This is a genomic window from Pyxidicoccus fallax (genome assembly GCF_012933655.1).
GTDB classification, from domain to species: Bacteria; Myxococcota; Myxococcia; order Myxococcales; family Myxococcaceae; genus Myxococcus; species Myxococcus fallax.
In genome coordinates, this window is the sequence record NZ_JABBJJ010000358.1 from 1 (window position 1) to 12,419 (window position 12,419).

General features: G+C 73.5%; 11 protein-coding genes. All 11 read left to right on the forward strand.

Annotation, left to right across the window (positions count from 1 at the left end; all coding sequences use genetic code 11):
* Nucleotides 1–3,409 (forward strand): hypothetical protein (locus HG543_RS44405; protein WP_281404531.1); only part of this gene is annotated, 3,409 nt, incomplete at its 5' end.
* Between the two features lie 18 nt (nucleotides 3,410–3,427).
* Nucleotides 3,428–4,021, forward strand: coding sequence for a HEAT repeat domain-containing protein (locus HG543_RS44410; RefSeq protein ID WP_169351017.1), 594 nt, complete (start codon nucleotides 3,428–3,430; stop codon nucleotides 4,019–4,021).
* Nucleotides 4,022–4,228: 207 nt separating this feature from the next.
* Nucleotides 4,229–5,854: a phage tail sheath family protein gene (locus tag HG543_RS44415; RefSeq protein ID WP_169351018.1), complete on the forward strand. Its 1,626-nt coding sequence runs from the start codon at nucleotides 4,229–4,231 to the stop codon at nucleotides 5,852–5,854.
* Between the two features lie 29 nt (nucleotides 5,855–5,883).
* The gene (locus HG543_RS44420; protein WP_169351019.1) at nucleotides 5,884–6,387 is read left to right on the forward strand and encodes a phage tail protein; all 504 of its coding nucleotides are present in this window, start codon (nucleotides 5,884–5,886) and stop codon (nucleotides 6,385–6,387) included.
* Between the two features lie 32 nt (nucleotides 6,388–6,419).
* Nucleotides 6,420–7,205 (forward strand): T4 family baseplate hub assembly chaperone, encoded by a 786-nt coding sequence (locus HG543_RS44425; RefSeq protein WP_169351020.1) that lies wholly within the window; start codon nucleotides 6,420–6,422, stop codon nucleotides 7,203–7,205.
* Nucleotides 7,206–7,222: 17 nt separating this feature from the next.
* Nucleotides 7,223–7,375 carry a hypothetical protein gene (locus HG543_RS44430; RefSeq protein WP_169351021.1) on the forward strand — a complete coding sequence of 51 codons (153 nt, stop codon included), beginning with the start codon at nucleotides 7,223–7,225 and terminating at the stop codon, nucleotides 7,373–7,375.
* A 26-nt stretch (nucleotides 7,376–7,401) separates the two neighbouring features.
* Nucleotides 7,402–8,790 (forward strand): hypothetical protein, encoded by a 1,389-nt coding sequence (locus tag HG543_RS44435; protein ID WP_169351022.1) that lies wholly within the window; start codon nucleotides 7,402–7,404, stop codon nucleotides 8,788–8,790.
* Nucleotides 8,790–9,956, forward strand: coding sequence for a Pvc16 family protein (locus tag HG543_RS44440; protein ID WP_169351023.1), 1,167 nt, complete (start codon nucleotides 8,790–8,792; stop codon nucleotides 9,954–9,956). The genes HG543_RS44435 and HG543_RS44440 overlap by 1 nt, the downstream gene beginning before the upstream one ends.
* Entirely contained in the window at nucleotides 9,953–11,944 is a 1,992-nt protein-coding gene (locus tag HG543_RS44445; protein ID WP_169351024.1) for an ATP-binding protein, read from the forward strand. The genes HG543_RS44440 and HG543_RS44445 overlap by 4 nt, the downstream gene beginning before the upstream one ends.
* Entirely contained in the window at nucleotides 11,941–12,216 is a 276-nt protein-coding gene (locus HG543_RS44450) for a hypothetical protein (RefSeq protein WP_169351025.1), read from the forward strand. The genes HG543_RS44445 and HG543_RS44450 overlap by 4 nt, the downstream gene beginning before the upstream one ends.
* Nucleotides 12,213–12,419: hypothetical protein (locus HG543_RS44455; protein WP_211194582.1), on the forward strand; the 207-nt coding region annotated here is incomplete at its 3' end. The genes HG543_RS44450 and HG543_RS44455, both read left to right, overlap by 4 nt.

Below are 12,419 nucleotides of genomic sequence, written 5' to 3' on the forward strand. Positions count from 1 at the left end.
AGGCGGCGGCGGTGGGGCCATCGCCGAGCAGCCCGAGCCCGAGGCCCCCGACGTGTCCAGCGCCGAGCCGGCCGACGCGCTCGGACAAATCGCGGGCCTGCCCCCCGCGCAGCTCTCCCAGGCGCTCGGAGGCGTGGGGCAGTCCGTCTCCCGCTCGGTGGGCGGAAAGCGCGAGGAGCTCGCGGCCAGCCCACCCGAGCTGGCGACACCCACGGGCATGCCCGCCCGGCCCGGCGCGGCCGGGGAGCGCGCTGGCGCCTCGGGGGAGGCGCCGAGGCGGCCCGAGCGGGAACCGCAGGCCGAGAGTGCTCCGCTGCCAGGGCCCGAGCCCACGCCGGAGCCACCGCCCTCGCCCCTGCTCGAGGCCCGTGCGCCGACCATCTCCGAGGGCGAGCAGGGCTCCATGTCCTCCGAGGACGCCGCGGAACTCGGAGCGTCCATCCAGTCGCTCCCCACGAGCGACCCGGAGCTGTCCACGAGCGCGGGCCCCGCGCCGACGCTGCCGCTGGAAGGCGGCACGGACCCCGCCCAGGTGGGTGAGCAGCGCGCGAGGGTCGACGAGCGCGTGGCGGAGGCCCAGGCCCAGGGGCAGGCCGACGTGGCCCAGCCGATGGGCGAGGACGAGATTGCCCCCGAGCCCGCGGCTCAGGGAGTGCTGCGCGCCGCGGTGCCCGGAGGTGGAGGAGGCGCGGGCGGCGCGGGAGCCGAGGGCGGCGAAGTCGACGCGGCCACGTCCATCGTCGCCCAGGAGGAGCACGGCGAGGAGATTCAATCCGCCGTGCAGCAGGGCCAATCCAACGTGGTCGCGGAGGAGGCGCGCCACGAGGAGAGCGAGGCGCGGGAGCGCCAGACGGCGAACGAGGAGGCGGACCGGCTGACCTCCGAGGCCGCCGACGCGCAGCGCGCGGAGCGCGAGGGCGCCCGCGCCGATGCCGATGCCCAGCGCGAGGAGTGGAGCGAGGCCCAGCGCAACGCGGTGGACCAGGGCCGCGAGGACGCGGACACGCGCGAACAGGAGACGCGCGACCGGGTCCAGCAGGAGCGGGAGCAGGGAGAGGCCCGGGCCAGCGAGCACATCGAGCAGGGCGAGCAGGAGGCCTCCCGCAGGCGCGAGGAGGGCGAGCAGGAGGCGGAGCGTCACCAGCAGCGCGGTGCGCAGGAGTCCTCCGGCGGCTTCTTCGGCTGGCTCGCGTCGCGGGCCCGGGCCTTCTTCGACTCCATCAAGCAGGGCATCCGTGCCGCGCTCCAGGCCGCGCGCGCGGCCGTCCGTCGTGCCATCGACGCGGCGAAGCGGCTGGCCCAGGAGGCCATCGAGCGGGCCCGCCAGGCCGTCGTCTCCGCCATCCGCGCGGCAGGGGACGCGCTCATCGCCATCGGTGACACGGTGCTCGCGGCTTTCCCCGAGGCGCGGGCCCGCTTCCGCGGCTTCATCGAGCGCCGGGTCCAGGCCGCCGAGGACGCGGTCAATCGCATCGCCGCGGGGCTCCAGGAGGGCATCCAGCGGCTCTTGGACGGGCTGGGGGCGCTGCTGGACCAGGCGCTCGGGCTGCTGGAATCGGGGCTGATGGCGATTGTCGACGCCGTCAACTCGGCCGTGCAGGGCGCCATCAGCGCGGCCCGGGCGGCGGTGGAGGCCATCGGCAACTTCGCGGCGCTCATCCGTGACATCGCGGCGAACCCGGGACAGTGGATCGCCAACCTGGGCGCGGCGGTGGTGGACGGCATCCGCAACCACCTGTGGCGGGCGCTGAAGACGGCCGTCTCGGAGTGGTTCAACCAGAAGCTCGAGGAGGTGCTCGGAGTCGGCAGGGCCCTGTTCAACCTGCTGTTCCGCGGCGGCATCTCGCTGGCGGCGATTGGCCAGATGGCGTGGAACGCGCTGAAGGCCGCCATCCCCACGGTGCTCATCCAGCTGCTCCTGGAGAAGCTGGTGTCGATGATTGTCCCGGCGGCGGGCGCGGTGATGGCCATCGTCGAGGGCATCCAGGCCGCGTGGGGCACGGTGAGCCGCATCCTGCAGGCGCTGGACCGGTTCATGACCTTCCTGCGGGCCGTGAAGACCGGCAGCGCGGGCCCGCAGTTCGCGAACGCGGTGGCGGCCGGCGCGGTGGCGGCCATCGACTTCGTGGCCAACTGGCTCATCGCGCGGCTGCGCAGGCCCGCGGGCGCGGTGGCGGGCCGGCTGCGGGCCATCGGGCAGCGCATCATGGCGAGGCTGGGGCGCGCGCTCCGGCGGGCGGGCCGGGCGCTCCGGCGGGTCTGGGGCCGGGTGCGCCGGCGCATCAGCGGACGGAGGCGGGGCGGCCGGCGCGGGCGGCAGCAGCGCAGGGACCGCCGGAGGGAGATGGAGGAGCGGCTGGCGAGGGCCCAGCGGGAGCTGACGCCGCGGGTCCGCTCGCTCCTGGAGCGCAAGCCCGGCCGCCTGCGGCTGCGCGCGCAGCTGCTCGCGTGGCGCCTGGCCTACCGCCTCAGGCGCCTGGACGTGCAGGGCGGTCACGAGAGCTTCAGCATCGTGGCCACGGTGAATCCGAGCATCACCCTGGCGCCGGGCTGGAGCTTCGACGAGATGGACGTCTTCCGCGCGGTCGACAAGATCGCCGGGGAGATGTTGACGGAGGCCCAGACCGAGCAGACCGCCGCGGCGGCGCAGGCCCAACCGCAGCCCCAGGCCGGCGCGCCCGCGCCCGCCGGACCGCGGGACCTGCGGCAGTTCGAGTCGCCCGCCGCGCCAGTGGCCGCCCTGCAGCCCGAGAGCTCGTTCATCGTCGGTTCCACGCAGCGGGGCGTGAACATCGGCTACCAGCACAGCTCGGACGTGGCGCCCTTCGGCGGCTGGTGGGGATGGCAGGGCGTGGCGGGGCTGGAGGCCGAGCGGGGGCGGCGCTATCAGCAGATCGCCGCGAGCCTCTCGGGCAGGCCGGTGGGCGACGTCCTCACGTCCGTCATCCGCGGGCAGCGGCCCAACATCAGCCGCGCGGCGGCCAGTGACGTGGGCGAGCTGTACGGCCTCTGGTTCGCCAAGGAGCCGAGCCACAACCTGGGGCTCCACCGACGTGACCTCGCGTACTCCTTCATGGTCTCCGAGCTCATGACCGCGCCTCAGCGGGGACGCGCCAGGCCCCTGACCATCGAAGAAGGTGTTGCCATGCATCCGGCTTCCTTCGGCGCCGCTCAGAGGGGCGCTCGCGCGGTGACGGATGAGATGCTGGGTCGGACCAGCGGGCCGTCGAGGGATGCGAGGACGGAGTCGGCGCGCCAGGAGCGCCTGAACCGCGAGCGGAGCACCCTGCGGGCCTGGTTCCGGCGTCATGCCAGGGACCTTCCGGTGCTCAACCGACGGCCCACCGTGCAGGACGTGGAGGACTTCGTGCGCGAGAAGCTCCGTGCTTACATCCGAGGACAACGGTAGGGAGGAGGAGCGACGGTCATGCTGGATGACACTGCGCGGTACGTCGTGCTCAAGCCGGGGGTGAAGCGGCAGGAGTTCGAGCAGGCGGCGCTCGCCGTCGGGCTGGTGAAGCACCGCGAGAGGGAAGGGGACGGGCAGAAGGAGTCGTATCAGCAGATCTGGGCCACGCAGGACGAGGAGAACTCGGTCCACTACGTCGAGGACCCTCTCTCGGGGACCACGTTCTTCAGCATCCGCGGACCGAAGCAGCAGAGCCTCGTCTTCGAGCTCGCGAGACGGGTGTGGGCCTTCGCGCCGGAGGAACTCATCGAACTGGCCCAGGAGGCGGAGACCCACGACGAGCAGGTGAAGGCCGTCTTCCGCCTGGCCGTCGCCAACCCCCGGTACCAGCCGGACGTCTTCAACGTCTTCAGCGTCTACGCGACGAAGCCTCCCAACCCGCTGCTGCGCGCGGCGACCCTCAATGCGATTGGCTACCGCTGCTGGCCGGAGTGCATCCCCCTGCTCGAGGGCGTGGCGAGGGACGACGCGGACGCGCAGGTGCGGCAGACCGCCGAGCGGCTGCTTCCGTACCTGCGTCAGGCCGCGGAGCGAGCCAATCGCCCGCAGTGAAGTCAATACGCGATGAGTCCACGTGAGCGGGCCCTACCTCAGAGGAAGCATCCACTCTCCGAGTGAGTGTCGCCTTGACGCTATCCCTTCACCCTGAGTATGAGGTGAGGCCAGGGGCTTGAACGAGCGAACGCTCCTTCAGCACGGCAGTCCGTCAGGACGCGCTCGGGAGCCCAGGCCCGACGCTCACATCGGGGAGGGGAACAGATGCCTGCGTTGCTTCACCCGGGAGTCTACGTTCAGGAGATCCCGAGCGGTGTCCGAGCGATCGAGGGCGTACCCACCTCGACCACCATCTTCGTCGGTGAGACCGAGCGCGGCCCCACCGGGCCCACGAAGATCAAGGGCATCGCCGACTACGAGCGGCTCTTCGGCGGCTACCTGCGCCGGGCCGCCGGTGGCGCGGACCCGGTGCGGCTCACGCTGCGCTACGCCATCGATGGCTTCTTCGCCAACGGTGGCAGCACGGCCTATGTGCTGCGCGCCATCACGCCATCTCCGGCGACCTCCTCGCGCGCCTTCGGTGACAACGCGCTCGAGGCCGCCTCGCCCGGCGCGTGGTCCGCCGGCACGGTGCACGGCGTGGTGCTGGCCTCGTCGGATGGCAGCACGAGCCGCTTCCGGCTGGCCATCTTCTACGCGGACCTGGAGGACCCGGGCACGCTGCGCCTCGTCGAGGACTTCGACCGGCTGTCGCTGAACGCGGCGGACGAGAACTACGTGGTGGACAAGCTCCTGGCCAGCCGCTTCGTGCGGTGGAAGCGCCCGGAGAACTCCAGCCTGACGACGGTGCCGACGGCGGACCTGGCGCTGGCCACCCACAACGTGTCGAGCCCGGGCGAGCTGCCCTCGTCGGTCATCACCGCGCTGGGCTCGGGCAACGCCGCCGCGCTCGCGGGCGGCACGGGCGGCGACAGCTCCTTCCCCGCGGCCTCGCTGGCCGCGCTGCTCGCCCAACTGGACCAGGTGGATGACGCGGCGCTGCTGGTGGCCGCGCCGGACTTCTGGACCAAGGCGGATGACGCGGCCACCGCGGCCCTGTACTACGCGGCCTTCCGCACGTACGCGGACAAGCGGCCGCAGCAGGACCTCTTCTACATCGCCGACCTGCCGCGGCAGTCCGGCACGGACGTCACCACGGCCGTCACCAACACGGTGACCCTGGTGCGCACCGGCGGCTTCGCCACCACGAGCACCATGCTGGCCTTCCACTGGCCGCACGTGATTGTCCCGGACCCCATCGGCGTGGGCCGCAACCCGCGCGTGACGCTGCCGCCCTCCGGCTTCGCGGCCGGCCTGTACTCGCGCACCGACGCGCGCCGGGGCGTGTGGAAGGCCCCCGCCGGCGTGGATGGCACGCTCAACGGCGTCCTGTCGCTCCAGTACGACGTGCTGGACAAGCACCAGGACGACCTGAACCCCATCGGCATCAACGCGCTGCGCACCATCCCCGGCGCGGGCATGGTCGTCTGGGGCGCGCGCACCTCGCGGCCGTCCTCCGAGTGGCGCTACGTGCCCGTGCGGCGCACGGCCATGTTCCTGCGCAAGAGCATCTACAACGGCATTCAGTGGGCGGTGTTCGAGCCCAACGACGGGCCGCTGTGGCAGGCGCTGCGCGTCACCATCACCGCCTTCATGGAGACGCAGTTCCGCAACGGAGCCTTCGCCGGGGCGACGTCTCGCGAGGCCTACTTCGTCAAGTGTGACTCGCAGACCACCACGGAGATCGATCAGGCGAACGGGGTCGTCAACATCCTCGTCGGGTTCGCGCCGCTGCGGCCCGCGGAGTTCGTCGTCGTCAGACTCCAGCAGATGACGGCTCTCCCCTCCTGACCTCCACTCCGTAGCCGAAGGGTGCTCCCATGGCGCGCTTCTCCGTCAACAGCCACCGGCAGGATCCGTACAAGAACTTCAAGTTCCGCGTGAAGTTCGGGCAGAGCCAGGAAGCAGTCGCCGGCCTGTCCAAGATGTCCGCGCTCAAGAAGACCACCGAGGCCATCGAGTGGCGCGAGGCGGGCGGGCCGTCCGTCGTCCGCAAGATGCCGGGGCGCACCAAGTTCGAGCCCATCACCCTGGAGGCCGGGCTGACGCACGACCGCGCCTTCATCGAGTGGGCCGAGCAGGTCAACAGCCCCCAGGGCGACGGCGCGATGTCGCTGAAGAACTACCGCAAGGAGGTCACCATCGAGGTCCTGAACATGCAGGGCAAGACGGTCATGGCCTTCACGCTGAGCCGCTGCTGGCCCAGCGAGTTCCAGGCGCTGCCGGAGATGGACGCCAACGCGAACGCCGTCGCCATCCAGACGCTGAAGCTCGAGTACGAGGGCTTCCGCATGGAGGAAGTCGCCGAGCCCGCGGAGACGTGAACCCGGCACGCAACGCCCTCGGGCACTGAGCCATGGGAGCTTCGAGAACGACAGAGCGCCTGGACAGTCCGTTCGCGCGGGCGCCCACGGCGGTGGAGGCTCCCGCGGCGGTGGCGGCTCCCCGGACGGAGCGCCCCGCGCCGCCCCGGACGGAGCGCGCGCCGCTCACGGGGCTGCGCCCACTCACGGGCTACGAGGAGGAGTTGCTCGAGCGCCGCCGCGACGAGCCCAACACCGCGGCCCTGTGCAACGAGGTGCTGGCCCGCTGCCTCGTGCCTCCGGGCGAGGACCCGGGCGCGCGGCGCGACGAGGTGGGCCGGCTGCTCGTGGCCGAGCGAGACAGGGCGCTGGTGGCGCTGCGGCGCATGTCCTTCGGCGACGAGGTGAAGACGGCGCTGCGCTGCCCGCACTGCGGCAAGGCCAGCGACATCTCCTTCCGGCTGTCGGACCTGCCGCTCGGCGCGGAGGGCCCGCCGCCTCCGGCCGAGCTGGACGTGACGCTGGAGGATGGCCGCGAGGTGAGGCTGCGGCTGCCCACGGCGGCGGACCAGGCGGCGCTGCTCGACGAGGCTCCGGAGACGGTGGCCGAGCGCCGCACGTGGCTGCTGGCGCGGCTCGTCACCCGGCTGGGTGAGCAGCCCGGGCCCGTGGGATTGCACGAGGTCCGCGCGCTGCGCAGCGCCGACCGCCACCGCCTCGAGGCCGAGCTGGAGCGCGTGGTGCCCCAGGTGGACCTGAGCATGGACGTCACGTGTAGCGCGTGCTCGGCCGCGTTCACCGCCCCGTTCGACATCGCCAGTTTTTTTTTGCTGAGTTGAGGCGTCACGCGTGCCGATTGCTCCGGGAAATCCACACGCTGGCGAAGACCTACCACTGGCGCGAGCCGGACATCCTTCCGCTGACCCATGCGCGGCGGCAGGAGTACCTGCGGCTCATCGCCGAGGAAGAGGACGCCCGGCTCGTGCGGGGAATCCTGTCCGGGGACTGAGTGGCTGCTGTCGAGCGGAGGCATAGATGGCGGAGCGCTCGGTGCTGTCGCAGCTCGTGGTGGGGCCCTTCCGGAAGGCCGGCGACGCCGGGCGTCCGGCTGGCCGAGGCCCCGGCGCGTTGCCGCAGCCGATGGGGACGGTGAGGGCCCCGGTCGCCGAGCCGCTCATGGAGGCGCCCGGCCGTGGAGAGGCGAGGCCCGGGGAGGAGTTGCTCGCGCGGGCCGAGGCCCTGGCGGCTTCGCGAGAGGCGGAGAGCTTCGAGGAGCAGGGCGCACTGCGGGAGGGGACGCGGCAGGAGGGTCATCCCCCTGGCATACGGCCCCAGCCCCTGGCGCGGGCGGGGGATGTTCCGGGCGCGGGGCGCGGGCCCGTGGAGCCCCTGGGAAGGCGCGCGGTGCCTCCCTCGGGGCCGTTGTCCAGCGGTCCCCTGGCGGGGAGCACGGCGGAGGGCAGGGGAGGGCGCGCGGACTCGGAAGGCGTGTCACGGCTGCGAGCCGCACCGGAGCGCGCCGACGAGACCGGGGACGCTGGAGCACGGCGAGCCGAGCGCGCGACCGATGCCCGGGAGGCGGCGCGCCCCACGACCCGCATGCTGGTGCCCGTGCTTCCGCTGCGGACCACGACACGGCCCGGACAGGACGTCCGCCAGTCGTCGGCCCCGGCCGCCGACAGAGGGCCGTCCACCGCGAGCTTCACGCGCGAGCCCTTCCGCGCGAGCCCCGTGGAGGGACGCGTCCCACCGCGAGGTGGAGACAGGCCGGATGGGCCGGGGCCCCGCGGTGGCGAGGCGCCCCGCGGACCGGAGTCACGCGGCCCGTCACGGGCCGGGACTCCAGCACCCGTGCGAGCCCGCGGTGACGAGGCCGCTCCCGCCGAGGGCACGCGGACCCGTGCGGCGAGTGCCGCTGAGGACGGCACGGATGCGCTCGCCCGGAGCGCGCGCGTATCGGCGCGGGTGGCACCCGGCGCGCGTCGCGGAGACTCCGAGCCCGAGGCTCCAGAAGAGGAGCGCCCTGCCCGGCGCGCCTCCGTGCCCTCCGCACGCGACGTGGAGCCGGAGCACGTCCGGCGCGGGCCCGCCGGAGTCACCGTGCCCGCGGCCGTGGTGGGCGCGGAGGCCCGAGAGCCGGAAGGCGCGGAGCGCGACGAGGACGCCGGGGCCGAGCTCGTGCGGCAGGCCCTGATGCGGGAGCGGGCGCAGCCTCGGCCCGCCGAGCGCACCCCATCCGCTCCGCCGCGGCCGTCGGCCGGGGAGGGGGCCCGGGCTCCGCGCTCCACCCCACAGCAGGCGCAGTCCGTCTCCATCCAGATTGGCCGCGTGGAGATACGGGTGAAGGCGCCCTCGCAGGAGCGGGCCGCCGGGCCGAGGGCCCACCAGATTCAGCTGGACTCCCGCTTCGGGGGGGCTGGCTAGTGGCGCTCTTCTCGAACCTCCATCACGTCAGCGAGGTCCTCGTCCGCGTCATCTCGGACCACGTGGGCGCCATGCCCACGGGCGGCATCCACTCGGGCGAGCCCCTGGAGAACCCCGGGGCCGCCAGCGAGCAGATTCGCATCACCCTGCTCTACGTCACGCCCCAGGCGTCACACCGCAACGACGCGTGGGAGAAGACGCCGGCCGGCACGCTGGCGCCGCCGCCGCTCACGCTGTCGGCGTTCTTCCTCGTCACCACCTACGGCACGGCCACGAACGAGGAGCCCGTCCGCGCGCACGAGCTGCTCGGCAACGTCATGCAGGCCTTCCACACCGTGCCCGAGGTGCGCCTGCCGCTGGCCACGCTGCCGAGCCGGGGCGAGGGCCCGCTGGCCTTCGTCCAGGTGCCCATGACGCCGGAGCTCATGGAGAAGGTGTACATGCCGCTCCAGGCGAAGCACCGGCCCTGGGTGCTCTACGAGGTGTCGCCCGTCCAGCTCGCCATGGACACCGCCGCGCTCCCGGGCGCTCCCGTGGTGCGGCCGGGCGGCCTGCGCCTGGGCGACGTGCGCGTCTCCAGCCAGCCGCTCATCACCCGCGTCACCCCCGACCGGCAGGTCCAGGGCGGGCGGGTGCGCGTGGACGTGGAGCTTCACGGTCAGCCGCTCACCCAGCTCCACGTCGGCGGGAAGACGCGGCCCGTGGCCTCGCTCACGGCCCTGTCCGAGCAGTCCTTCGTGGTGGACCTGCCGGCCGCCGGTCCCAGCGCCGTGTCGCGCGGCATCCGGGACATCCACCTCCAGACGGGGGACGCGGTGAATCCGCCCATCCTCATCTCCGACCCGGTCCAGGTGGAGGTGCTGGGCGCGGACTCGGCCACGGTGGCGGCGCCGCAGACCCTCAGCCATGACCTCGGCACGCCGCTGCAGCTCGAGGGCGCCGGGCTGGCCACGGCCACCGAGGTCCTGGTGTGGCCCGACGTGGGCGTCGCCGCGCCTTCCGACATCCGCTCGCTGGCCGTCGCGTCGGCGGCGGCGGGCTCGGTGCAGGTGAGCGCGGCGGCGCTGGCGGCCGCCAGCCTGGTGACGGGCGTGGACCACCGCGTCTCGGTGAAGGTCGGCCCGCACCGCTACACCCCCTACGTGCTCCTGAGGTTCCACGCATGAAGGGGATTCGCCTCGCCAGGGAGCTCGCCATGCTGGGGGCGGAGAGCGCGATGGCCGTGCCTCCGGACCAGCTCGTCGACGCGCACGCGGGGTGGTCCGTCCACGCCGAGCGCTGGGCCGCGCTCGGCGCCCGGATGCGGGGGCATGCCGAGGGCGGGCCCCAGGAAGCCACGGACGAGGACTCCGCGCTGCGCGAGCGGCTGCGTGGCGCGTTCGGCCTGTCGGAGGCGGGCTACTGGCTGGTGTTGTGCTGCGCCGCCGTGGAGCTCTTCCCGGAGGCCGCCGCCGCCATGAGCCTGCTAGCCGAGGACGAGCGCGTCCACGTGGTGACACCCATGGCGTTCGCCCGGCTGATGCGGGCGTCGCTCGGCATCCCGGTGGCCACGGCGCTCGGCGAGGCCCTGGGCGGCGGGGCCACGCAGCGCCTCAGGCTGGTGGAGGTCGTCGACCTGGGACAGGGCCGTCCCCTGGCGCAGCAGGGCCTGCGGCTGGCGCGCGAGGAATTGGGCGCGCTCCTGTCCGGCGGGGAGGGCGTGGGCGCGGTGCGCTCGCTGCTCGTCCGCCGCGAGGCTCCGGCGCGGGGGCTGGTCCATGACGCCCAGCTCGTCGCCGGCACGGCCTCGCTGCTCGAGGCGCGCGGGGTGCTCTGCATCCGCTCCCGCTCTCCGCGCTCCTCGCGCCAGCTCGCGCTCGACGTGGCGACGCAACTGGGCTGCGAGGCGCTGCTGGTGTCTCCCGGCGAGGAGCTCCCGGCGCTCGCGGAGATGGGCCGGTTGCGCACGGGCCTGCCGGTGCTCGACCTGTCCGCCTGGCCCGCGGAGAAGCCGCTGCCGCTGGCGCAGATTGCCACCGCCAGCCACCTGCTCCGCTCCCTGGTGGTGCTCGTCGGCTCCAGCGCGGCCACCGGCACCTTCACCGCCCTCTCCGTCGAGCCGCTGGACGCCGAGCAGGGCGCCCGCGCCTGGTCGATGGTCGTCCAGGACGCGGAGCAGGTGGAGTGGCTCTCGCGGCGCTTCCGCCTGGGCGTGGACGAGGCGCGCGGCGCGGTGCGCGAGGCCGAGGACCGGCTGAGCGCGGCGCGGGTGGAGCGTCCGCCGGGCCTCTCGGACCTGGTCGACGCCATTCGCGCCCAGGGCTCCCGGCGCATGGGCCGCATGGTGGAGCTGGTGCGCTCCACCGCGCGGCTGCCGGACCTGGTGGTGCCCCCGGCCCTGCGCCGCCAGCTGGAGGACATCGTGAGCTGGTACGCCGCCGCCGAGCGCGTGCGGCGGGACTACCGCGTCGGGCGCCAGGGCCCGCTCGGCCAGGGCCTGTCGTGCCTGTTCTCCGGGCAGCCCGGGACGGGGAAGACCTTCGCGGCCCAGTGCCTCGCCAGCGAGATGGGGCTGAACCTGTACCGCATCGACCTGTCGCAGGTGGTCTCCAAGTACATCGGCGAGACGGAGAAGGCGCTCTCGCAGGTCTTCGACGAGGCGGAAGCCGGCCACGGCGTGCTGCTCTTCGACGAGGCGGACGCCCTCTTCGGCAAGCGCACCGAGGTGAAGGACGCGCATGACCGGTACGCCAACGTGGAGGTGGGCTACCTGCTCCAGCGCCTGGAGGCCTTCTCCGGCGTGGCCATCCTGACCACCAACCTGCGCAGCAACATCGACACGGCCTTCGTGCGCCGGCTGCGCTTCGTGCTCGAGTTCCCCATGCCGGACGTGCAGTGGCGCGCGCAGCTCTGGGAGCAGGCGCTGCCCCCGTCGCGCTTGCGCGGGGCCGACCTGGACCTCACCCACTTCATCAACGGGTTCCGGCTCTCCGGCGGCCACATCCACAACATCGGCATCGCGGCGGCGCACCTCGCCGCGGCGAGCCGGGACGGGCTCCTGTCCACCGAGCTGCTGGTCCGCGCGACGTTCCGCGAGCTGGAGAAGTCGGGGCTGAGCCGCTCTCCCGCGGACTTCGGAGCGCTGGCCGCGTACCTGCCGGAGGAGCGGCGATGAGCGGGCTCAAGCTGTCCATCGGCGAGGTCGTCGTGGAGACCGCCGCCGAGCAGGCCCAGGCGGAGAAGCTGTCCCCCGTGGTGCGCGAGGCCTTCGCCCGGCTGGCGGAGTTGCTCGGCCGGGCGCCGCTCACGCGGTGGGGCGGGCAGGGCGAGCTGGTCATCGGGGAGCTGACGGTGGGCGCGCTCAGCCTGGACGAGCTGCTCGGCCCCCGCGGGGCGGACCGGCTCGCGGAGCAGCTGTACCAGCGCATCGTGGGAGGCGCGTCATGAGTCTGCAGACGGGGTATGTGCGAGGCGCCTTCGTCGTGTTCGCTCCCGGCGGCTACCGGAGCAACGACGAGAGCAAGCGGCGCGTCATTCCCTTCCGCTTCAACCCGGAGGGGCTCAGCCGCAACCTGACCATCGAGCAGGCCCAGGGCGGCCAGGGCGTGGAGGCCCCGCGCGGCGGAGGTGGTGGCGGGGGAGGGCAGCAG